Below are 23,397 nucleotides of genomic sequence, written 5' to 3' on the forward strand. Positions count from 1 at the left end.
GGCTTGTCCCTGTCCGTGCTTGTCCATGTCCGTTCCGTAGACGGACAACCACAAGGGTTGTCCCTACAGCCTAAGGACAGACCCTAATCACGGACACGGCTCACGGATTTTCCGTGTTTCATCTGTGCGCATCTGTGGCTGAACGGTTACGCCCTTTTTTGAACAGGTCTGCCCCTACAGAGTAAATTAAGACAATGAAAGAACTAAGTATCATTGCCTTTTGCTGCTCTCGCGGTTTAGCCGACTTAGAAGAAGTGGTGGATTGCGAGGCCAAATTGGGTGTAAAAATAAGACTGCTTCCCTGTTCCAGTAAGATTGAAGTGGCCCATTTGTTGAGCACCTTTGAATCCGGCCTTGATGGGGTGATAGTGGCTGGATGTCCGGAAGGAGAATGCCAGTTTGTAGATGGGAATCTATTGGCCGGAGGAAGGGTGGCTTATCTTAAGAAGATGCTGGCTGAGATTGGATTAGAAGAAGAACGGCTCAGAATGCATCATCTGAACCCTGCCAAAAAGGGTGATTTGTCTGAAGTATTGGCCGATTTCTTAAATAAAATAAAAGAGATGGGGCAAAGCCCACTATTGACAGAACACAAAGCCCAGAACCCAGATGACAGAGAAATCTGACTTCTGAGGTAAAAGAGGATGCCCAAAAAATATCACATTCCCATAAAACCCACGCCGGGTAGGTTTCCCTCCATAGGTAGATTTTACATCATAGAACAGGACCAGTATTGCCTGCACTGTCCCACTAATTCTTGTGTTAAGTATAACTGTGCCTATGGCGTCTACAAAGAGCGAAGGTTTGATTCAAAAGAATGGAAGGATACCATTGATTATCTGTGTAAAAACTGCTTTCGCTGTATTCAGGAATGCAAGGCAAAGGCGATAAGCAAAACTAAAAATCCCGAGTATCTTCAGCTTGGGGATGACTATTGGAAGCCAGGCATAATTACTTCTCTCTGGTATCAGGCCGAGACAGGCAAGATCCCTGTCTCTGGAGCCGGTTACCGAGGCCCTTTTGTTGGTCCTGGATTTGATGAAATGTGGACCGACATGAGTGAGATAGTAAGGCCGACCAGGGATGGCATTCACGGCCGAGAATATATCGCCACCAATATTGACTTAGGCCGCAAACTCCCTTCCCTTAGATTTGACCCTGAGGGAGGGCTTCTCTCTACTCCCTTCCCTTCCATTGACCTGCCTATGCCCATCATATTCAATCCCCTTCCCTTTGGGGCATTGAGCGAAAATGTAACCCTGGCTATGGCTAAGGCCGCTAAAACCCTGGGTATTATGATGGTGGTTAATGACCGGGAGTTATCTCCTTCCCTTATTCCCTACCGGGAACACCTTATCCCTTGCCTTAACGGTGAAGGAAAGGAGATAAAGGGATCAAAGGCGGTAGAGTTTCCCTACCGGAAAGGCTGCCTATCCAAGGTTAAAGAACTTAAGGCCAAAAATCCGGAAGCGGTGGCCCTGATCAAAGTCATCTTAAATAAAGAAGCAAAGAGGACAGTATTGGAACTGACTAAAACCGGGGCAGAGATAATTCACCTCTCTGCTGATATAAACGGCCATGAGTTTGAAGAAAACCCCTCCTTTATCAAAGATGCCATCCGTAAGATTCATACCCAGTTAGTAGAAGAAGGTATCCGGGATGAAGTGACCTTGATTGTCTCAGGCGGTATTGCTCAAGCCGAACATCTGGCTAAAATTATGCTTTGTGGGGCGGATGGCTGCGCCATTGATCTGCCTCTTCTCATTGCCCTGGAATGCAGACTTTGCAAGAGGTGCGTCAAGGGCTTGTCCTGTCCTGTAGAGATTGATTCTATAAATCCTGACTGGGGGGCGAGAAGGATTGTAAACTTAATGGGCGCCTGGCATTCTCAATTAATAGAGGTAATGGGAGCAATGGGAATTCGAGAGGCAAGAAGATTAAGAGGTGAGACTGGTCGAGCTATGTTTTATGAGGATATGGAACGGGAGAGGTTTGGAGAGCTGTTTGGAAAGAGGAGCCGTTAATATGGAGGTAATATCTACCCCTTCCAGATACAGGAACCCTATTTCTAAATATATGGTAAAACGGGGGCCACAATGCATCAAATGCGGCACTTGTGCCGAGAAGTGTCAGGCAGATGTCCATAAGATTATACCCACTGCGCCCTCAAGACCAAAGGAACACCTATGTTGGGGGGATTTTTGTGATAACCCCTGTGTGAAGTATTGTCCGACCGGCGCCTTGAGGGTAGAGAATAATCCTCTCTTTGAAGCCCTGGGTGATTATCGCTGGACACCTGATTTGCTCCTTTCCACCTGGTATCAGGCAGAAACAGGCCAGATACCTCCGCCCTATCTGGAATACAAGATTGGGGCGTCAGGCGGTGGCTTCGATCGTTTGAGATTCAAATTCCCGCAGAAAAAGGGTGATATCCCTTTAGAGGAGATTTCCCTCTCCATAGCCTTAAACAGGAGTGGCGATAATCGTCCTACGGTAGAGATCGGGATGCCTATCTATGGCGGCGGAATGTCTTATGGGTCAACCGCTCTTTCAGTAATGACGGCCAGGGCTAAAGCCGCCTCTATGCTCAATACCTTTACCTGCACCGGGGAAGGCGGTTATCCTGAGGCCCTTTCAGCCTATGATGACTACGTCATCACCCAGGTAGCTACCGGACTCTTCGGGGTCAGGGAAGAAACCATTCAACGGGTAAGAATGGTAGAATTCAAGTATGCCCAGGGGGCAAAGCCGGGTTTGGGAGGCCATCTCTTAGGTGACAAAGTCACCCCGGAAGTAGCCAAGATGAGGGAAGCCGTAGCCGGTTCTTCCCTTTTTTCACCTTTTCCTTTCCACTCGGTCTATTCCATTGAGGACCACAAAAAGCATGTGGACTGGATAAAGGAGATAAACCCAAAGGCCCTGGTTTCGGTCAAGGTTTCAACTCCCACTGATGTGGATATGGTGGCCGTAGGCAGTTATTATGCCGGCGCCCATATCATCCATTTAGATGGAAGCTATGGCGGCACAGGGGCAGCCCCGGATATTGCCAAGAAAAACATCGCCATGCCGATTGAATATGCCATCCCCTTTGTGCATAAGTTCTTGACTGACGAGGGGGTTCGGGATAAAATAACCTTTATGGCCTCAGGGGGTCTCCGGACAGCCTACGATGTGGCCAAGGCCATTGCCTTAGGGGCCGACGGATGTGTGATCGGCACCGCCGAGTTAGTGGCTTTAGAATGTGTCAGATGCGGGAATTGTGAATCCGGCCGGGGGTGTGTCCGGGGGATTGCCACCACAGACCCGAAATTGTCTTCTATGATCACGGTTGATTGGGGGACGCAGAGGATTTATAATCTCTATTCTGCCTGGCAGACACAGCTTAAGGATATTCTCAGTAAACTGGGTATGAAGAGTGTCAAGGAATTGGTGGGCAGAACCGATTGTCTGGCCTATTTAGATTATGGCTGATTTGTAACTACTCAGTCCCTAAGACACAAAGATTACCAATAATAGCACACGGATTACACGGATGAGACGGATTGACACGGATAAAAATTTATTAGAAAAAATCCGTGAGAATCCGCCAAAATCTGTGTCATCCGTGTGCTATTCCATCATTCTTTTCGTGCCTTAGTGTCTTAGTGGCTGAATAGTTACGATGAGGACAAGATATGAACTGGGCTAAAAAAATTATTACTTCCAGACAGAATTTGATCAAGGCCTTCCCCCCTCCCAGGGCCAAAAAATCCGAAGAGGAAGGCGGCTGCGGGGTAACGGGCTTTGCGTGCTCTATTCCGGTAAGTGGCAAACACATCTTTGAGCCATCCATCCAGATGCACAACCGGGGTAATGGCAAAGGCGGAGGGATTGCCGCCGTAGGATTTTCACCGGATGAGATGGGTGTGTCTCAAAAAATTCTGAAAGAGGATTATCTGCTGCAGATCGCTTTACTTGAGCCTGGAGCTGGCCAAGATATAGAAGATAAATTTATCACGCCTTTCTTTAAGGTGGATAAAGCGGAACGAATTCCTACAATCAAAGATTTTCGCGATCTCCCCAGCTTAGAGGTAAAGCCGCCAGATGTGCAGCGATACTTTGTCAGGGTGAAACCGGATGTCCTGCGTGATTTTATCACCCGGAACAACCTCGAAAATATGGACCTTAGACGGGCGGAAGATGAATTTATCTATCAGAACAGCTTTAAGCTCAATCAAAAGTTCTATGCCTCTCTGGGGGAAAAGGCCGCTTTTGTCCTTTCCCAAGGGCGGAATATGATGATCTTAAAGATTGTTGGTTACGCCGAGGATGCGGTTAAATACTACCAATTGGAAAACTTTAAGGCCCACATCTGGATCGCCCATCAACGTTATCCTACTAAGGGCAGAGTCTGGCATCCTGGCGGGGCTCATCCCTTCTGCGGTATGAATGAGGCCCTGGTTCATAATGGCGATTTCGCCAATTACCACTCGGTCACAGAATACCTGAAACAAAGAGGCTACCACCCCCTCTTTTTGACCGATACGGAAGTGAGTATCCTTGTCTTTGATTTACTGAACCGGGTCTATGGTTATCCCTTAGAATACATCATTGAGGCCTTGGCTCCTACCACAGAGCTTGATTTTGACCACTTACCCGAGGAAAAACAGAGAATATACCGCCTAATTCAGGCTCATCATATCCACGGCTCCCCTGATGGCCCCTGGTTCTTTATTATTGCCAGGAATAATCCTTATGAGGATTATCTCCAGTTAATCGGCATTACGGATACCGCAATGCTTAGGCCACAGGTCTTTGCCTTATATGAAGGGCCGAGCCGGCCTGGCGAGCCGAGCCGGCCTGGCGGGCCGAGCCGGCCTGGCGAGCAAATTCAAATTGGCCTCATCTGCTCGGAAAAGCAGGCCATTGATGCCACCCTACATTCTCTGGCCAAGGAGGATCCCAGATTCTCTCTGGTGGCGGATAAATACTGGAATGCCAGGGGCGGAAGCCATACTGATGGGGGCGCTTTTATATTTACCCTTAAGGATGGGGGGTTAATCTGCACCGATAAATTCGGCCGGAGAATTTCAGCGCCGCCGGATCAGAAGTATACTGATCTAACCTTAGAGATCAATACCCCTCCATCGGCGACGTCCATCAAAGAGAGAATAAAGGAGTCGGCAGAGGCCTTCGGATTATTTGAATATATTAAAGGAGAGATTTCCCATTGGGATTATAACTGTTTTAGATGGGCGTGTGATGAGATGGTAAAGGCCTCTTTTAAGGAAGATTCAGTTAAAGGGACCATGATTGAGGCCTTGACCTTGCTTAACGACTTGCCGTACGATACCACCGATAAGAAGAGAAGCTTAATCCTGCAGATAATTAGAGAGGCGCTCCATCAGATTTTCTCTCGCACACCATATCTGAATGAAAAAGGCGACTCTCTTTACCGGCTGATTGATTGGGAAAGAAGAGAGAGTTTAAGAAAGCCAAAAGAAAGAGAAGAAGTGCTGATTATAAATGCCTCCTCCTTTCCTCCGGAGGGGGATGATTGTGACGCTCGAGTGATTGTTGAGGCGTATGCTCTTGGATGGAAGCGTTTTATGGCTTATGGATATAAAGGACAGAGATTCTGTGGCTGCGGGTTAGGTCCTGAGACAAAAGGTGTAAGGATAGATGTTTATGGTTCTTCCGGTGATTACCTGGCTTCAGGAATAGATGGGCTGGAAATATATGTCCATAACAATGCTCAGGATCAGTTGGGACAGATTATGAAGGCGGGAAAGCTGGTGGTTTACGGCGATGTAGGGCAAACCTTCATGTATGGAGCCAAAGGCGGCCAAGTATACGTCCTGGGTAATGCGGCCGGAAGGCCCCTCATTAATGCCGTGGGCAAGCCGAGGGTAGTCATAAACGGCACCTGCCTTGATTATCTGGCCGAGTCATTTATGGCCGGAGACTCTCTTAAGGGCGGAGGGTTTGTTATCCTGAATGGGGTTATGCGCGATGATAAAGGCCGAATCCGTGAGCAACCCACCCCCTATCCCGGCAGCAATCTCTTCTCCCTGGCATCTGGTGGGGCCATCTATCTTAGAGACCCCCACAGAAAAGTAGTGAAAGAACAGTTAAATGGTGGGGAATTTGTGCCTTTAACCAAAGAAGACTGGGAGGTCATCCTTCCTTATCTTAAGGAGAATGAAAGGATTTTTGGGATATCCATCGAGGATGATCTTTTGAGGGTAGATGGGGAAAAGAGAAGGCCGGAAGAGGTCTACCGTAAGGTGCGGGCCGTAAAGCTTTCGGTCCTGACCGAGGTGGCCAGTGCTGAGGAATAGAAGTCATTAGTGTCTTCTGGCTCCAGTCACCAAAGGTAATCGGACGGCAAACTCTGTTTCGGTTTGGAAGAATTCCGGCTCCGGATAACCCTGTTCTTTCAGTTCTCTTTTGCTGTTGGCTATCCCTAAGCCTAAGCAGGTCATAAGGCCTTGAAGGAATAAGAAATGGGTAACCAGTGGGTTTCTTGAAAAGCGACGATTTACTACCTCTTCTACTCTCATCCCTCTGGGAAGAATACCCGGGGAGTAGAACTCAAAGCGGTCATCAAATAATAGAACCTTTACGGAGGAATCAGTCCGGGAATAATCCCGGTGAGCCACGGCATTGGTGATGATCTCTTTTAGAACTTCCTCCGGATACCAGCCGAATTCACTGCTCAGGGAAAAGCGGTTATTATCTTTGATAAACCTTACCCCTCCTTCTATTTGAGCCGTCAGGGTTCCCTTTATCTCCATCCGATCGGTTATCTCTTCTCCTTCGCCGCAGATTACCTTAACCACTGCCTGAGGCAGATATCGCTGGGGCTTTCTACCAAAGCAAAGCAGACCCCCTACCGTAGGGACTGCCTCCGGCTTATAATCAGTCAGTATCTCCATATTCCTTAAAAGATCGATCAGAGAGATATCGAGATCATCTATCGAACGGTCGTATACCTTCTGAAGATAAGAATCTACCTTATTAAGATCAATGTCTTCTAATTTACTGCCGCGGATGGGAGAGAGATCGAAGGCCGCCGGGAGAGGTGAGGCCACAAAGCCGCTCTTTTCCTTCTGGCTTTCTTCTTTTTGCCTTAGAACACGAGGTAACGAAGGGAAGTCAATCCTCTCTTCGAGTTTTTGTCTGTGATCCGGTTGGATATATTCTTGCTTGAATTTCTCGATGGCGCTAAGCACTTCTTTCTCCAGACCCCTGGCCGGGATGTGCCTTGCCCCCCTACCCAGGACAATCAGCTTTAATTGACGATCTGAGGTGGCTACTTTAATGGAACCGGGTTCAGGACTCTGGTAAACCTGTCTTTCGATGTAGGTATCGGCTGTCTCTCCCGGCTTCGAGTAGATGACCTTTATGGATTCATCCCCTGAAATATCTCCTGGGCTTTGAGTTCCCTTTTGGCCGTCAAAGACAACGGTTACCTCTACGCCGGTGCAGTCCTGATACTCGGAAAGATACCGGATAAGCTCGGCTCTCGCCCCTTGCAAGCCTGCCTTCCTGATAAGCTTTCTTAGTTCCGGCCAGGCATTAAGTATATTATAACCATCAACAATCAAGGAAGAAGACAATTGTTATTTACAGCTCCATCTTGACCAGGTCTTCAAACTTCATATCTATTTCCAGGATACCGACAATCTCTTCATTTTCATCCCGAATAGGGGCAGAGACGGTGATACAAAGGGCCCCGGTTATGCGAGAAGTATAGAAATCAGTCACATAGGGGTTGCCGTCTTCTATGGGATGAATAAACCAATTCCGGTCGGAAAAATTTTCATCCCGAAGGAGATTTTCATACTTAGCCCGGTCAGCCCGTTGGGTCACATTCCGGGTTACCCTGTTTCCTTCCGCATCAACGATATAGATGAGCTGGATAAAATGATTATCCTCTACGGTTCGGATCATAACCGGCAGACAGCGGTTAACGTCCATAGATCTAATCTCCGGATCCTCAACCATAGATATAACCAATTCTCGACCTATCCGACCGGCCCTCAATTTAAGTTCTTCCAGATTGGAGTGGAATAGTTGAGGCAGATGCTTCTTGACCTGGGCATACATCTCCCTTTCTGCGATAGAGGTCACCCGTCCGGTCTTATACTGTTCTTCCACCCATTTCTGGATCTTGATTACCTCGGGATGCCGCTTATCGATCATCCTGTCACCGGTCAATTCCAGATGCCGGTTAATCCAGTGGGCAATCCCGGCAATCCCGGATTTATCACTTATGGCCACCTCTAAGGGACGATTAAGAAGCAGCTTGGTATCAAAGATATTGTAGATCTCCTCATCCTTCAGGGCGCCATCGGCATGAATGCCGGCCCAGGTGGTATTAAAATTAGTTCCGACAAAGGGATAATTGGCTGGTATCCGGGTTTTGAGTTCACGGCGGAAATATTCAGCCATCTCAGTAATAGCGGTTGTATCCACCCCCTCTGTTTCTCCTTTGAGGCCAAGGTATTCTATGAGCAAACCTTCAATGGGGGGATTGCCGGTGCGTTCTCCCAGGCCCAATAATGTCCCGTTGGCGGCTGAGCATCCATAAAGCCAGGCGGTAGTTGCATTGATGAGAACGTGGTGGAAGTCATTATGTCCATGCCATTCCAGTTGAGCTGAGGGAACGCCGCCTTCGTGAATAAGACCATAGATCAATTTGGGCACGCTTCTGGGCAAGGCCGCTCCCGGATAGCTCACGCCATATCCCAGGGTATCACAGACCCGCACCTTGACCGGAAGCCCGCTTTCTTCAGAGAGCTTCCTCAGTTCCTGAACAAAAGGAATGACAAATCCGTAGAAGTCAGCCCGAGTGATATCCTCTAAATGACATCTGGGAGTAATTCCGGCCTCCAGGGCGGTCTTAACCAAATCCAGATATCCTTCCATGGCCTTTTTCCTGTCTTTTTTCAATTTTAGAAAGATATGATAATCTGAACACGAGGTAAGAATCCCTGTTTCGGAAAGACCCATCTGCTTGACCAGTTGAAAGTCTTCTTTCACCGCTCTTATCCAGCCGGTTACTTCCGGATATTTATACCCCCTTTCCAGGCATTTCTCCACTGCCTCCCGGTCTTTGTCACTATAAAGGAAAAATTCACTCTGTCTTATTACCCCCCTTTCACCGCCCATCCGATGAAGAAAATCAAACAGAGTCACTATTTGATCCGGCGTATAAGGTGGCTGAGCTTGCTGTCCATCCCTGAAGGTAGTGTCGGTAATCCATATCTCTTCAGGCGGCTCCATAGGGATGATCTTGTAATCAAAAGGGATGCGGGGAACCTTATAGTAAGGAAAGATGTCACGCAGAAGCTCTGGTTCGTCACGTTCTAATAAGGGATATGTAGCCGCTGGTCTGGCTAAGACTTCCTTTAATTTAGTCATTGATTTCACCTCCTCTGTAAATTTCGATGCTCGATGCTCGATGCTCGATCCTCGATGTTCGATACTCGGTATCTACTCAAAATCAAGTTGAGAACTTGTCAATTGCGAGCCCGAACGGAGTGAGGGGAGGGAACAATCCGTCCTGTTTCGCCTTCGGCTTGCAGTCCTCGCATTACGACACAGCCTCTTCAAGGGTAATAATATTGCCCGCCCATTTCACCCTCACCCTATCCCTCTCCCATCAAGGGAGAGGGAATTTTGCTTTATCTCCCAACTAACTGCTTAACTTAGTTTTGAGTAGTTACCGAATTTTTAAGACGATTGCCTTGTTCGTGCTTGGGCATACGCTAAACAGATACAAAAAATCAGTGTTTCATCCGTGTAAATCCGCGGCTGAATAGTTACATTAAATTTATCCTGAATAGAGCTAAAAGTCAAGTCTTTTTTGCCATAAAAAAACCTCCCGCCGGCTATAAACCGGCGGGAGGTTTCTGATTAGGTCCGGAGCTATTTAAGGACAATCATCTTGCGAGTTGAGACGACATCTTTGGTGACCAATTGATAAAGATAGATACCACTGGCGGCTTCCTGGCCTGAATTGTCTCGACCATCCCAGTAAGCGGCTCGCTCCTTATCGACATATGTTCCGGCCGAAAGTTTCCCCAGGTCCAGGGTTCTAATTAGTTGTCCAGAGAGGTTGTAGATATTGATATTCACCCTGGTGTCTGTAGACAGGGCGAAGGGGAGCCAGGTCTCTGGATTAAACGGATTGGGGTAATTCTGGGAGAGGCTTGATCTGGCCGGTATCTGGGCGGCTACTCCCTGGGTGATAATGTGGGCCAGGAACTCTTTGATCGCCTGGTTACCTTCGGTATGGGGACTATTCTTTATGGCCTGATACATTGCCCTGAAGGCCTCCAGATGTTCGGCGTAATAGGCCGGATCAAACTGAGGCGACCGGTTGGGCGCGGCATTGGGGTTGTGGGTTTTGCCCCAGTTAAGGCCGATCACCAGGACATCAGAGGCATTAACTGTGCCGTTGCCGTTGGCATCAGCATAGCTCGCGGCTTCTGTCGACCAGATATAGACGGTTTGCACCTTCCAGGAAGTCGACGCCCCGACACGGGCTGACCCGGTTTGTCCCCAATAGATACCTATGGGCAAGACATCGGCGGCGTCCACATCGCCGTCGTTGTCTGTATCTCCCGGCCAGACATAGGCGTCGGTGCCGAAGTGGCCGCCTAAGGTGACCGAATTATCCACGGTATTTCCCTGATCATCGGCTAAGGTAGCTCCGTCAGCGGTAATAGTAATACCCGCCGTAATAGTGGGGGCACGGGTAGCCGTGGTAAAGATGATCTTCAGGGTATCACTATCAGAGGTGGTGCTATACCACAGGGAGGAGGCGCTAAAGGCTCCGGCGCCATCCTTCCAGGTGCCGCTGCTTGGCGCCAGCACCGTATCGATATCCACGCCGCCTATTTGACCCGAAGAAGCGCTCAAGGCAATAGAAGTAGTCGTGTCAATGGATTCGGAGAACTTAATGATGACATAGTCTCCGGCCTGGATACCGGCCCGGTTATCGCCTACGCCATCATAGGCCGTGGCGCTGATGATCGTAGGGCTGTCACAGTCATTCCCGAAACTTCCGGTGATAGTCACTGTCCCGCTGAGTGGATTCTCAGCCGGGGTATCGGTCAAGGTGCTCCCATCAGCCGTAATGATATCGCCCACCACTAAAGATGAGGCCGCGTTCAGGACAATCGTCACCCCAGTAGAGGCCTCATCCCAACTAATAGTAGAAGCGTCCCAGCTATTTCCGCTGGAAATACTAAAAACAGTCCCGATATTTGAGGTAGTCAAGGCGGTGGTGTTTCCTATGGCTTCATCAAAGGTGATGGTCACTGTATCACCACTCCAACTGTTATCACAGCTATTGGCGTCGCCTGCCTCAGCTACGGCGCTGGCAAACGCCGGTGGAACAGCATCTATTCCAATTTCAATCTGGGGTGACCCGGCATAGGCATACATATCCTGGCTGCTACCGAGTGTTCCGGTATTACCATGGAGGTCATCGATCGTCATGTAGATAGTATCTCCATTTATGGCCGCCGATGAAATAGTAAAGAGGGCTTCCAGGACATAGTCATTAGCGCTCTGAGGCCCGGTATCTGAGGTAGTGCTCACCGCAAACTCTATCTCACCATTGGCCCCATCGAGGTTGGTGGTGCTCGTCACATTGCTTGAATTATCGTCAAAGAAGGCGGTGCGGACGGTTACGGTAGTCGGCTCAATAATACTGGGTTTGGTATAATTTATTGTCCCGGCCATACCAACCAACTTGCCGTCTTTTCCGGTCCCGGCATGACCTACATCTAGGCCGGGAATGCCTGAGGCTGTCCCCGCATAAACCCTGACAGTTATTGTATCTCCAGGGCCCTTCGTCAGGGTTGAAAATGTATTGCCACTGTCATCGGCCAGATAAACCGGCGCCTTATCAGATGTCTGGCCCTCAGCTACTGATATAGTGATAATATCAGGGGCTGAATTATAACCCGGTGAGTTTGTTGTCGTGACATCATTAACGATTAGTTGAAAGACGTAGGTCCCGGTGGAGACAGCATTAAAATAGACCTGCTGGGAGGAAGTGTTAGGCGAGAGAGTAACGGCCGTCCCTGAGAGTTGAGACCAGGTATAGGTAAGGTAATCCCAATCAGGATCATGGCTTCCACCCCCGGACAGAATAATGTAGTTGTCTGTATCAGCCTGGATGGTTTCCGAAGACCCACCGTAGGAAAAGCCATACTCACCCGCATCGGCGGTAGGCGGATTGTTGATGTTAGGGACTTCGTCCACGGCCGGCGAATAAGCGACATTTATGTTGATGGTATCGCTGGTATAAAGATAAGTCAGGGTTGCATCTGAAAGCCACGTCCCGACGTTGGGATCCTCTCTGTTCCCCCACCAGTTATTAGTAGCTATAGTTGAGTCCGAGGTATTATCACTATAAACCCCGTAGCTGTCATTATTCCAGATGCAACTGTTTTGGATGTTGGCCTTAGAACTGCTATCCACTGTGACCCCGTAATCGTTTAAGGTAATGTAGCAATCCCTCACGGTTGGCTCAGAGCCGGTTTTGGAATAAATCCCGGTGGTATTGTTTTTGATAATACACCTTTGCAGACTTGGCTTGGCCCCGTTTTTACACTCAACACCAATCACATCGTTTTCAAAGGTATTGTCAGTAATAGTCGGACTGCTGCCATCTATTACGATTCCGGCGGCATACCTTTCGATACAATTTCTAAAGGCCGTAACCGTAACCGTAGAGCTGAAAGTAATTCCCCCCCAATCGCCGGCAGACGCGCTGACGGTGCTGTCATTGGTATCTCCTCCGTAGGTGTCATCATTAAAAGCGGTGAAAATAATAGGACTGCTGCTGCTCCCGGCGGCGTTAATAGTGCCGGTAATAGTGATGCCGGAGGTATCTGATTTAGCTTTTAAGATTGTTCCCGCCTGGAGAGTCAAAGTTCTGCCGGAAGCAACCGAGATATCCTCAAAGACATAAGGAACATTAGAATAGAAGGTCGTGTTGGCGGTATGATTGGCCTGACGAATATAGATCGCATTATAGCCATAGTTTGCCCCGGCGGGGGTGCTAATGGTATTACTGCTGATATTATAACCTCCGACTCCAGTATCCGGGCCGCCTTTGATAATGGCCCAACCACCATCCTTCGTGATGATGGTATTGCCGGTGATTGTTTCAAAATTAGTGGTGGTTGTTCCGGCTTCACTACAAATAGCTGCGTCGTCGCAGTTTGAAAAGGTGTTAACAGTGATGATAGGAGATGATGTCCCGGAGGTATAGATGCCGTACCCGTCGCTGTATTGAATAGTGCAGTTAGAGATAGTAGGGCCGGCCGTATCGCCGGTGTTGTTACACTCGATCATTCCCCTGGTGGTCGTTAGGCTGGGGCTTCCTCCATACGACAGGGTGCAGTACCTAAGAGAACTCCCACTGCTTCCTGAGCCGCTAAAGATAATCCCCCGCCAGTCTCCGGCCGCCGGAGAGCCGGCATTAGAGGTGAAAGTGATGCCATTAGAAGAAGTGCCCACCGCGCTCAGGATCCCGGAACAGGTCAAAGTAATATTTTTCCCTGAAGCAAATTTAACCTGGACACCGGCATTAATCTGAAGGGTCTGGCCAGAGGCAATAGTGACATTCCCCTCAATAATATAAGGACTCCCGTAGGTAGTCCATGTCTCGCTGGAGCTTATATTATAAGTCTCATAATGATAATGAACCCCATCGATTCGATCGTAGACCCGATTGACAAAGATACCGTCTTCCATCTCGTGGCTCTGCGTCGTGGAAATAGTTCCGAAGGTAGCCGTGATGGTTATCTGCCTCAAGGTCGTGCTCGAATCTTTATAATAAAAACTGGTCGAATTGGAACCGGAACTTATGGTTACCTGGGTGACGGCGCTCCAGGGGTCTTGAGTTTTAGAAAACTGACCAGTGCTGATAGATGCGCCGGTATTGGCATCTTTTACACTGAGGCTGATAGTAACATCTCCCGTCACGGTGTAGGCATTGCTATCCTCATCCAGGGCCTGAATGGTCATTACATCTGAAGCCAGGCCGGTCGCAATCTCCTGGGCAGGGGTGATGAAGGCTAAATACTTGAGGCTGGCCGCCTCGGCCGGATTGACCTTTAATACCCCCAGGCCCAATATAATCAAGCTGCTCAGAATCATTCCTTTTTTACTCATCATAAATCATCTCCTTTGGTTTAATTTATCTGCCCCTAAGCTAAAAGCGTGTCTGAAAAGTTGATGCGTTAATCAGCCCCGTAGGGGCAAAATGTTTATAGTAGCCGTTTTTCTCATAAACCCAAGCTCCGTTAGGAGCGAAATGTTCAAGAAGTAAACTTAGCAAAGCGAACATGTCGCCCCTAACGGGGCTAAAAATAACGGTGGGCGTTCATGTCTATAAACATTACGTCCCTAACGGGACTTTTCAGACAGCCTCTAAGGGATCTCTCCATAATCAGGTAATCAGTAATTGGTTATCGGTCGTCAGTCACTCCACTTCTTATTGACTACCGATGACCGATCACCTTTCGGCTATGATTCTTGCGGACAATGAAGGGTGAAATCTTTGGAGCTGCATTAGGACTGGATTGAATGATGGGATTATGGTGAGATCTTTACGCCGTTAGGATTTGCTTTATCACTGCCGATAAATAAGATACAAAAAAGGCTTACCCCGACAGATTATTTTCCCCCTCCATGTCTCAGGTAAGCCTTCTAAATCCTTTTATCAGCTTGTTACCTTTATCGGCAACCAGCTCCAAAAACTTTAGACTTTTTTATGGCGATGATCTTACGGATTGCGGAATGCAGATTGCGGAATGCGGATTGCGGAATGCGAAATGCGGATTGCAGTAACGAAAACTGACGGGCAACCACAGGGGATTGCCCCTACCCACTACTGACTCCTGTCTACGGTAACCGCGGAGGGGATCTTAAAGAAGGCCTCTAATTCAGACACCCGTCTTTGAGCCAGGCTGTTATTCTTATCTAACCTTAAGACCTCCCGCCACTCGGCTAAGGCCTTCATAAAGTTTCGCTCTGTCTCATAAAGGGAAGCCATCAAGGTCCGGGCTTGGGCATTATTTGGGTCTTGAGCTATCGCCGAATCAGCTTGAATTTTGGCCTTGGGAAAATCTCCTTTTTGGCGATAGATAAGGGCCAGTTTATAGTTAGTATCCTTATAGTCAGGGACAAACCCCAGGGCGTTGTTCAGGTATAAAGCCGCCGTGTCATATTCTTGCTTCTGTCCACGAATTAAGCCCAGGGTATAGTACATCTTGGCATAATCTTCTTTAGATGGATATTCAAAATTATCCGTCATGGGCTGAACCGATAGGGCGTCTTCATAGACCTTAATAGCCTCGTCCATCTGCCCCTTGGCCGCATAAACATGAGCCAGATTGTAGTAAGCATCCATACAGTAGCGATCTATCTTTATGGCCTGCTTAAACTCGCCAATGGCCTCATCATATAACTGTTTCTTGCCATAGACCACCCCAAAGTTGTAATGGATCTGGGAATAATTGGGGGCTAATTTGGAAAGGGTCCGATAGGTCTCCATGGCCTTATCATTTTCCCCACTCATGGCATAAGCATGACCGATCTTATAGTAAGACGAAAGATTATAAGGATTCAGCTCGAGAGACTTATTCAAAAACTGGATAGCCTCCGGCCATCTATTTATGGAGATCATATCTATCCCTTTCTTCAGTTCCCTATCGGATAAGAAGGCCTTCCACATGACACGATTAAGCCCAATATAGGCAATAAGCATAAGGACTACTATCCCCCATTTAAAGAAGGGATTAGCCGGCGCCAGGAGAGACTCGGCTTTTTTGACGGTCTGCCGTTTTTTTCTTTTCTGGTTGGCGCTTATCTGAGCTTCAGACAGCTCCCGCTCACAGGCCAATCGATTGGCTATGGTCACGCCCATCATTAGCCAGGTATAAACGGCCGTGGGTATCCACCTCAGGTTAACACCGGTCAGATTATCGGTCCAAGCTCCCACGAGGGCGGAGATCAAGCCTATCTGAAGGATCACCCAGGGGGAGATAATAGAGTTTCGGGTTTCGGATTTCGGGTTTAAGGAAGCCGCGCCTTCTGAAGAGGTGAGTTTAAATAAACCAAAGGCCCCATAAAAATAAGCCCCCATTATCACTAAAAAACTCAGGAATCCCAAAATGCCTTCCTCAGCCAGATACTCAAGATATTCATTATGGGCATGCAGGGTGTTATGAGAAACACTTCTATGATGATATTCGGAAGGACGGTGGGCAGGAAAGATAAGCTGGAAGGTTCCAATCCCATGGCCGATGATTGGATGTTCTTTAAAGGCGCTAAGTACACCCCGCCACATTATGATCCGGACCACGTTGGTACCGGTTTGGGTCTGAAAAATAGACTTAAAGGTATCTTTCATCCGGGCCACATAATTAGGGGCCAGGAGGGGGGGAAGGGTGGTAACACCCACCAGGACTACCACCAGGCCTATTTGGACAAACCTCTTACGCAGGTAGTGAGTTAATAAACCCAGCTTCAGGGAAAGCCCGGCAAAACATAGAAAAGCGGCGATCGCTCCGAGCCAGACCCCCCTCGTTTGGCTATATAAGACACAAAGGAGCATAAGGATAAAGAGCACGGCGGCGAGCACCTTACTTTCTATGGAGCGGCCCATTAAGATCAAACTGGCTACTACCGGCATAAGCATAACCAGGTAGCCGGCAAAGAAGTTTTTGTTGCCAAAGGTAGAGATAAAAACCGTTACTCCCCACTCCACAGGATCCAGGGTAGGATAGTAGGCCTGGATAATGCCATAGAGGGTAGTCATAACAGCCGGGATGAGGATAGCCCAAAGCAGTCTCTTCATCTGGGTCAGGGTCTGGATATGGTTGACGATTAAGAAGAAATACAAGATATAACTGGTAAAGAGACCCAGTTCTTCTACACTGGCCCAGGGCTGTTCAGAAAAGAAGGCCCCAGATATAATTCCAATCCACCAAAAAACGAGCAGAGGAATATTTAAGGGAGTAGGTTTAAGGACAAATCGCCTCTCTACTATCCCCTTCAAAAACCAGATTCCGACCAGACCGTAGACGATGGCGTGATTTACCACCGTCTTTATCATCAAGATACTTTGATTCTGGGTAGTAAACAGAAGAGGTATGAGAAAGGCATTAAGATATATCCCCCACTCAATGATGGTGTCGTAGATTTTTACTTCCGTAGATGGTTTCATTTTAACTCCTTTGCTAAGGCAGCCACTCGAAACTTAATCGTGTCCCCATCTGGCCGCATCTTTCTTTCCCACTATCATTAGAATAACAATAAGGATAAATATAATCACCGCCTGGACAAAAACTATCAAACTCTCTATCCGGTCGAGGCTGGGAAGCAAGATAGCGGCCAGACCGACACAAAAGGTTACCAGGTAAATAAAAAGCACGGCCTGTTTTTTGGTCATCCCCAGGTCAACCAGGCGATGAGAGAAATGGTTTTTATCCCCTCGATAGATAGGCTTTCCGACTCTCCAGCGAATATAGATAACGGATAAGGTGTCGAAGATAGGGACGCTTAAGATAATAACCGGCATAATTACCGGCAGAAGGGAAGTGGATTCGGAAACGACATAAGAACTGGTCACCGTTAGACTGCCGAGCATAAAGCCGATAAAGAGACTGCCGGTATCACCCATAAAGATACTTGAGGGAGGAAAATTGTACCAAAGGAAACCCAGAATACTTCCGGCCAGGGCCAAGAGGATGAGGGCGGTAAAAAACTGTCCCTGGCTGACCGCCACAATAAAAAAGATAATAGAGGCAATGATGGCCACCCCACTACTCAAGCCGTCCATATTGTCCAGGAGGTTAAAAGAGTTAGTAATGCCGACCACCCATAGTATAGTGAGTGGAATATTGAGATAAGGGTTGGACATAAATTCGATACTTATTCCCCCCCAAACAAGGATCAGGCTGGCCAGGATTTGTCCCATAAATTTCAGTTTGAAAGAAAAATCTACCCCTCGGATATCATCAATCATCCCCATCAACATAATCAAGGTCCCGGCCGCCAGCACCACACCCAGATTGGGTAAGACTTCGGCCAATTTTGGGATCTGTTCAACCATAGATGGGAAGGTCTTGAGAACTAAGGCATGGTCCTTAAGCAGCCACAAAGCCCCGATATTTCCCCAGATAACTACCATCAAGGCCAGGTAGATGGCCAGCCCTCCCATCAGGGGTTTAGGGGTAGAATGAACTTTTCTCTCACCCGGGTGATCAAGGATACCAAAGGCCAGGCTTATCTTCTTAACCACCGGCACAAGGATGAGGGAAAGAAGGAATGAAGAAAAAAGCACGAAAAGATAAGGATAAATGCTCATCGAGGTTAGCTTATATGATACTACTCCAAAAGTCAAGGATTTTTTGTAACCAAGTAGTTACAATTTTTTCAAGATTTAAGAGACAATTCCTTCTTTAGTTCGCCTCTGGTAACGGTCGCTGTCCCCACTTTACCGACCACAATTCCGGCCGCATAATTGGCCAAAGTGGCTGCTTCCAACAAACCGGCGCCGGAGGCTAAGGCCAGCGTAAAGACAGCGACTACTGTATCTCCGGCCCCGGTAACATCATAGACTTCTCTGGCTACGGTGGGGATATGAGTTACTTCCCCTTGCCGGGGAAAGAGGGACATTCCTTTTTCTCCCCTGGTGATCAAGACCGCCTCGCATTCCAAAAGGTTAAGAAGAAACCAACCGACTTCGATTAGGCTCTCTTCATCAGTAATAGGCTTGCCTGATAGAAGACCGGCCTCGTGATGATTGGGGGTGAGCACAGAGATACGCTTATATGATTTCAAATGTCCTATCTTGGGATCGACCACCACGGGTCGATCAAACTCTCTGGATAGAGCCACCAGCTTTTCAATAAGGGGTGGGATAATGACCCCCTTGCCATAGTCAGAAATAATAACCGCGTCTATGTCAGAGATAAGGCCGCCACAATAATCAAGTATGGTCTCCGTCAAGGCCGGGTCTATCTCTTTTCTGTTTTCCCGATCCACCCGAACCACCTGTTGTGAATGGGCAATGATTCTTGTTTTTTGTATAGTCGGCCGCTCCTGGACGGCCAAGATCCCCTCTGTGCCAATCTTCCTTTGCTTCAGGTCAGCCGTTAAGTCTTCACCTATTTTATCCTGGCCAATGACGCCGACCAGTTCTGCCTTCCCTTCCAGGGAGATAATATTGTTGGCCACATTGGCTGCCCCCCCCGGAAGGATGGTCTCATCGACTACCTCCACCACCGGCACCGGCGCCTCAGGCGAGATTCGATTTACCCGACCCCAGACAAATTCATCCGCCATAATATCGCCCACCACCAACAGCCTTGAATTTTCAAACCGGTCTATGATATTTAGGAGATTAGTCATCATCGGATTTCGGATTTCGGATTTCGGATTTCGGATTTCGGATTTATTTTTCGTAACCGTTCAGCACATGATGCTGGATGCTCGATCCTCGATCCTCGATGCTCGATCTTCGATGCTGGTAAAGGATTCAGTATCCAGGATCGAGCATCCAGGATCGAGCATCCAGGATCGAGGTTGTGCCTTAGTGGCTGAACGCTTACAATTTTTCTAATCCGCAATCCGCAATCCGCAATCCGCAATGTAGACCGCCTGGGCCAGAGCCAATTGGGCGGTATGAGTGAGGGTAATCAGGATATGTCCCTGACCGGCCAGCTCTTTGGCCTTGCCTTCAAGATGAACCGCCGGTTTTCCGGTGTTACCCCTTCTTATCTCAATATCCTTCCAGGGGCATCGAAGCCCCAGGGCCTTTATAACCGCCTCCTTGCCGGCGAACCTGGCCGCCAGATGCTCAGCCGGCCTGGCCCGGCTCAAGCAGTAATTTAGCTCCGCCGGGGTAAAGACCTTCTCCAGAAATCGCTGGCCCCATTTGGTTACGGCGCTCTCTATCCTTTCGACCTCAACCAGATCCACTCCCAAACCTTTTAGTTCTGAGTTTCGCACCCACTTCGTGGGTACCCGGAGTTTCGAGTTCATTTAAAGCTTATCTTAACCGACACCAATCCCCAATCTGTTCTATTCTCAGAGGGAGGTAGGGCTTCAAATCTCCATTTCAAAAAGGCCTTCTTCACCAGGATATCTATCTCACTATCTCCGGTGGTTCGTTCTATTTCCACTTTTTCCACGGATCCGTCCGGAATAACCCAAAGTTTAAACTCTCCCGCCCGGGGGATAGCCTCTTTTTCCTTCTCCTCAGGCAAATTAATCGGCTCTCTGTAGCGGATGCCGCGCCCTTTCAGGGGCCCTTTAGTAATAGGGAAAGGCGTCACGGCGCCCCTTTTATCTGATTCCCTTTGACCCTCATAAGAGGGAGATGTTTTCAGGCCCACTTCTTCCGGGATAAATATTCGCCTGGAGACAGAGGTCTTATCCCATTGTGGTTCTTCAGGTAAAAGTTCACCCGCATCCTTTTCTAAAGGAGATGTCGGTTGAATGGCCGGCTCCATCGAAAGTCCGAGAGAGCGGGGGCCCTTTAAAGGAGATAAGTTAGCCTTTGGCTCAATTACCTTTTCTCTTACCACGATCCTTTCATCAATCTTTCCAGGGACAGCCTCTCCCCTGGGAAGCTCCACTATCTCGTGGCCTCTTGCCCTGTCTCCCTTTTCCAGAGAGGGAGCTAAGGTCTGTATAACCGTCGGTGGGCTAATTTTCTCTCTGGCTGATAAAGAAGCCGCCTCTTCCGTTAATGTTCTTTGAGGTATCTCGATCATGGCCACCTCGAAAATTCGGGGTGGTGAGATAACCCCATATTGAATGGAAATAAAAGAGAAGATCAAGGCTAAGCACGAATGAATAATCATTGAAATCAATAGAGATGTATCTAAGGTTTGACGTTGATACATTGAATTCACCCCTCCCTTTCTTTCATCGCCTTTATTTGGGGATATTCCTTCAGAAAAACCTCCACTACCCTGGGATCAAACTGCCTCCCCGATTGCTTAATTATCTCATTTTTGGCCTCTTCAGGAGACATAGGCCCCCGGTAAGGGCGGCTACTGGTCATAGCATCAAAGGTGTCAGCCACCGCAAGGATCCTCGCCCCCAGGGGGATGTTATCTCCAGCCAACTGATCAGGATACCCACCGCCGTCGTAACGTTCATGATGGTGAACAATGATAGGCAGGGTAGATTGAAGGAACTTCAAGGAGCCCACGATCTTCCCACTCTTGACTGGATGGGTTTTCATAATATCCATTTCATCGGAAGTCAGTTTGTCAGGTTTTAGAAGGATATCGTCACTTATCCCTATTTTACCTAAATCATGAAGAAGTCCGGCCGTCTTGATCTCTTCTATCCGGTCTTCTGATAAACTTAAACGCTGGGCCAGAAGAACAGCATACTCGGTTACTCTCTCTGAATGCCTTTGAGTGTAAGGATTTCTTGTCTCTATTTCCGCCGCCAGGGCCTTAATTGTTCCCGTATAATATTCTTTTATCTCACGAAAGCGCCTGGCGTTTTCTAAAGCCACAGAGACCTGAGAGGCAAAGGTAGTCATAATTCTCAGGTTATCCCGGTGAAAGATATCTTCAGATAAACTGTTGATATTTAAAAGACCAATGACCTTTTCCCCACAAATGAGAGGCACGGTCAATTGAGATTTTATCGGCCGGGGGTCTGTTCCCTCTGCCTCTTTAACCTCAATCGGTTCGGTCAAGATTTGCTCAGTTTCAATAGTCTGTTCAATCAGCCGGCTGAATATCTGGATTAAATTGTCTTTAAGATTTAAAATAAGGGTCTGGGGAATGGAGATACTTGAAGTAAAGGCGAATTTGAATTGCTTGTCAGCCGCCAGAAAAATACTTCCAATTTCAAAGCAGACCAGCTTTTTTAGATTACTGAAAGTGAGCTTGATGATTTGCTCCGGATCAGTGGTAGAAGCAATGGCCCGGCCCACCTCGTTTAGGGTAAATAATTCCTGGAGTCTTTGTTCGACCGTCTTGTATAATCTGGCATTTTCGATAGCGCCAGCCGCCTGCGCCCCCATAATAAACACAGACTCAGCGTCTTCTTGGGTAAAAATATCTTTTGGAGATAAACCTCCTTGGACTAAATTCAGATTAAGCATCCCAATTACTCGCTCTCGGATTTTTAAAGGCACAGAGATGGCGGACCTTATTTCTTTTCTTTGGAGGTAATCAGTCAGCCGGGGATCATCGGTGAGATGGTTTAAAAGAAGGGGCTTCCCCTCTTTGGCTACCAGGCCGGCGATAGGCTCGCCTATTCGAATCTTGAAGGAATTGGCAATCGCCTGGCTCAACCCGGAGGAAACCTCTATAGAGAGTTCCCCTGTTTCTTCATTCAGGAGCATCAATGACCCATGGTCAGCTTGAACCAATTTGAGGGCAGAGTCCATAATCCGTCTTAGAAGCTCCTTAAGCTCTACCCTTGCGCCCATCCATTGACATATAGAATATATCTCTTTTAAAGGGACGTGCTCTTTTTTTGACAACTTAATTCCCTCAGCCTTTTGTAATCAGAAAGCGTCTCATTAATTACCTTTATTAGCTCTTCGTTAGTAAAAGGCTTACTAATATATCCATCGGCCCTAAGATAATAGGAGGTCATTCGATCTATCACTTCATTCATGCCGGTAAGCATAATAACCGGTATAGATTTAGTCTCATGATTACTTTTTATGATCTGAAGGACGGCCCAGCCATCCAATTTAGGTATCTTTATATCGAGGAGGACCAGATCCGGTTTTCTTTCTCTAACTATTTCCAGGGCTTCTTGACCATCAGCCGCAAATATGACCTGGAAGCCCTCTACCATTAAGATCTCGGAAAGGAAATCCCTCACATCCTTCTCATCATCAACTACAAGAATCTTTTCCAATTAATGTCACTCCTTCTCGATGCTCGATACTCGACACTAGATCCTTTGCCAGCATCCAGCCTCGAGCCTCGAGCCTCGAGCCTCGAGCCTCGAGCCTCGAGCCTCGAGCCTCGAGCCTCGAGCCTCGAGCATCGAGCATCGTTTGGTTGCGGCCAAAGGCCAGATTGTAATATTCTACCACAAAATCTGAGTATTTTCAAATAAAATTTTCCCTCATGGGTTGACATTTATTCTGAGATGAGATATAATTAGAGCCGTAACTACTCAGGTAGATAGGCTGAAGACTGAAGACCGAAGACTGAAGACTGAAGACTGAAGGCTGAAGGCTGAAGACTGAAGGCTGAAGACTGAAGGCTGAAGGCTGAAGACTGAAGGCTGAAGACTGAAGACTGAAGGCTGAAGGCTGAAGACTGAAGACTGAAGGCTGAAGGCTGAAGGCTGAAGACTGAAGGCTGAAGTTCAATCATCTACTCA

At 47.9% G+C, this 23,397-nt stretch carries 17 protein-coding genes; 6 read left to right on the forward strand and 11 right to left on the reverse strand.

Annotation, left to right across the window (positions count from 1 at the left end):
• Positions 1-194: 194 nt before the first annotated feature.
• The 4 genes from AB1797_01590 to AB1797_01605 all read left to right on the forward strand — a co-directional run bounded on the left by AB1797_01590 (position 195) and on the right by AB1797_01605 (position 6,320).
• Complete coding sequence (locus tag AB1797_01590) at positions 195-626, forward strand: hydrogenase iron-sulfur subunit (GenBank protein MEW5766305.1); 432 nt, start codon at positions 195-197, stop codon at positions 624-626.
• An 18-nt stretch (positions 627-644) separates the two neighbouring features.
• Positions 645-2,024: a glutamate synthase-related protein gene (locus AB1797_01595; GenBank protein MEW5766306.1), complete on the forward strand. Its 1,380-nt coding sequence runs from the start codon at positions 645-647 to the stop codon at positions 2,022-2,024.
• 1 nt (position 2,025) lies between these two features.
• Complete coding sequence (locus AB1797_01600; protein MEW5766307.1) at positions 2,026-3,471, forward strand: glutamate synthase-related protein; 1,446 nt, start codon at positions 2,026-2,028, stop codon at positions 3,469-3,471.
• A gap of 203 nt (positions 3,472-3,674) precedes the next feature.
• Positions 3,675-6,320, forward strand: a complete 2,646-nt coding sequence (locus tag AB1797_01605; GenBank protein MEW5766308.1) for a glutamate synthase — start codon at positions 3,675-3,677, stop codon at positions 6,318-6,320.
• Positions 6,321-6,326: 6 nt separating this feature from the next.
• Here AB1797_01605 and AB1797_01610 read toward each other — a convergent pair whose 3' ends face one another.
• Entirely contained in the window at positions 6,327-7,589 is a 1,263-nt protein-coding gene (locus AB1797_01610; GenBank protein ID MEW5766309.1) for an NYN domain-containing protein, read from the reverse strand.
• A gap of 19 nt (positions 7,590-7,608) precedes the next feature.
• Positions 7,609-9,408: a histone-lysine N-methyltransferase gene (locus tag AB1797_01615; protein ID MEW5766310.1), complete on the reverse strand. Its 1,800-nt coding sequence runs from the start codon at positions 9,406-9,408 to the stop codon at positions 7,609-7,611.
• A 26-nt stretch (positions 9,409-9,434) separates the two neighbouring features.
• Here AB1797_01615 and AB1797_01620 point away from each other — a divergent pair, with 26 nt between their 5' ends.
• On the forward strand, positions 9,435-9,686 hold the full coding sequence (locus AB1797_01620; protein ID MEW5766311.1) for a hypothetical protein: 252 nt from the start codon (positions 9,435-9,437) through the stop codon (positions 9,684-9,686).
• 229 nt (positions 9,687-9,915) lie between these two features.
• Here the strand turns inward: AB1797_01620 and AB1797_01625 are convergent, their stop codons facing one another.
• The 4 genes from AB1797_01625 to rfaE1 form a co-directional block, all read right to left on the reverse strand.
• On the reverse strand, positions 9,916-14,187 hold the full coding sequence (locus tag AB1797_01625; GenBank protein ID MEW5766312.1) for a right-handed parallel beta-helix repeat-containing protein: 4,272 nt from the start codon (positions 14,185-14,187) through the stop codon (positions 9,916-9,918).
• 715 nt (positions 14,188-14,902) lie between these two features.
• On the reverse strand, positions 14,903-17,242 hold the full coding sequence (locus tag AB1797_01630) for a tetratricopeptide repeat protein (protein ID MEW5766313.1): 2,340 nt from the start codon (positions 17,240-17,242) through the stop codon (positions 14,903-14,905).
• Between the two features lie 33 nt (positions 17,243-17,275).
• Positions 17,276-18,385: an MraY family glycosyltransferase gene (locus AB1797_01635; protein ID MEW5766314.1), complete on the reverse strand. Its 1,110-nt coding sequence runs from the start codon at positions 18,383-18,385 to the stop codon at positions 17,276-17,278.
• Between the two features lie 68 nt (positions 18,386-18,453).
• Positions 18,454-19,434: a D-glycero-beta-D-manno-heptose-7-phosphate kinase gene (gene rfaE1, locus AB1797_01640; protein ID MEW5766315.1), complete on the reverse strand. Its 981-nt coding sequence runs from the start codon at positions 19,432-19,434 to the stop codon at positions 18,454-18,456.
• 64 nt (positions 19,435-19,498) lie between these two features.
• Here rfaE1 and AB1797_01645 point away from each other — a divergent pair, with 64 nt between their 5' ends.
• Complete coding sequence (locus AB1797_01645; protein MEW5766316.1) at positions 19,499-19,642, forward strand: hypothetical protein; 144 nt, start codon at positions 19,499-19,501, stop codon at positions 19,640-19,642.
• Here AB1797_01645 and acpS read toward each other — a convergent pair.
• The 5 genes from acpS to AB1797_01670 form a co-directional block, all read right to left on the reverse strand.
• Positions 19,639-20,064, reverse strand: coding sequence for a holo-ACP synthase (gene acpS / locus AB1797_01650; protein MEW5766317.1), 426 nt, complete (start codon positions 20,062-20,064; stop codon positions 19,639-19,641). The two genes, AB1797_01645 and acpS, sit on opposite strands and share 4 nt — an antisense overlap.
• Entirely contained in the window at positions 20,061-20,930 is an 870-nt protein-coding gene (locus AB1797_01655; protein MEW5766318.1) for an energy transducer TonB, read from the reverse strand. Before AB1797_01655 ends, acpS begins: the two co-directional genes overlap by 4 nt.
• 5 nt (positions 20,931-20,935) lie before the next feature.
• Entirely contained in the window at positions 20,936-22,537 is a 1,602-nt protein-coding gene (locus AB1797_01660) for an HD domain-containing phosphohydrolase (GenBank protein MEW5766319.1), read from the reverse strand.
• Positions 22,510-22,923, reverse strand: coding sequence for a response regulator (locus AB1797_01665; GenBank protein ID MEW5766320.1), 414 nt, complete (start codon positions 22,921-22,923; stop codon positions 22,510-22,512). The genes AB1797_01660 and AB1797_01665 overlap by 28 nt, the downstream gene beginning before the upstream one ends.
• A 260-nt stretch (positions 22,924-23,183) precedes the next feature.
• Complete coding sequence (locus AB1797_01670; GenBank protein ID MEW5766321.1) at positions 23,184-23,390, reverse strand: hypothetical protein; 207 nt, start codon at positions 23,388-23,390, stop codon at positions 23,184-23,186.
• Between the last annotated feature and the right edge of the window lie 7 nt (positions 23,391-23,397).

Source organism: bacterium, assembly GCA_040753085.1.
Lineage (GTDB): Bacteria > UBA9089 > JASEGY01 > JASEGY01 > JASEGY01 > JASEGY01.

Coding starts and splice junctions, on each gene's coding strand:
- AB1797_01590 (MEW5766305.1), top strand. CDS start 195: ATGAAAGAACTAAGTATCATTGCCTTTTGCTGCTCTCGCGGTTTAGCC.
- AB1797_01595 (MEW5766306.1), top strand. CDS start 645: ATGCCCAAAAAATATCACATTCCCATAAAACCCACGCCGGGTAGGTTT.
- AB1797_01600 (MEW5766307.1), top strand. CDS start 2,026: ATGGAGGTAATATCTACCCCTTCCAGATACAGGAACCCTATTTCTAAA.
- AB1797_01605 (MEW5766308.1), top strand. CDS start 3,675: ATGAACTGGGCTAAAAAAATTATTACTTCCAGACAGAATTTGATCAAG.
- AB1797_01615 (MEW5766310.1), bottom strand. CDS start 9,408: ATGACTAAATTAAAGGAAGTCTTAGCCAGACCAGCGGCTACATATCCC.
- AB1797_01620 (MEW5766311.1), top strand. CDS start 9,435: ATGCTCGATGCTCGATGCTCGATCCTCGATGTTCGATACTCGGTATCT.
- AB1797_01625 (MEW5766312.1), bottom strand. CDS start 14,187: ATGATGAGTAAAAAAGGAATGATTCTGAGCAGCTTGATTATATTGGGC.
- AB1797_01630 (MEW5766313.1), bottom strand. CDS start 17,242: ATGAAACCATCTACGGAAGTAAAAATCTACGACACCATCATTGAGTGG.
- AB1797_01635 (MEW5766314.1), bottom strand. CDS start 18,385: ATGAGCATTTATCCTTATCTTTTCGTGCTTTTTTCTTCATTCCTTCTT.
- rfaE1 (MEW5766315.1), bottom strand. CDS start 19,434: ATGATGACTAATCTCCTAAATATCATAGACCGGTTTGAAAATTCAAGG.
- AB1797_01645 (MEW5766316.1), top strand. CDS start 19,499: ATGATGCTGGATGCTCGATCCTCGATCCTCGATGCTCGATCTTCGATG.
- acpS (MEW5766317.1), bottom strand. CDS start 20,064: ATGAACTCGAAACTCCGGGTACCCACGAAGTGGGTGCGAAACTCAGAA.
- AB1797_01655 (MEW5766318.1), bottom strand. CDS start 20,930: ATGTATCAACGTCAAACCTTAGATACATCTCTATTGATTTCAATGATT.
- AB1797_01670 (MEW5766321.1), bottom strand. CDS start 23,390: ATGATTGAACTTCAGCCTTCAGTCTTCAGCCTTCAGCCTTCAGCCTTC.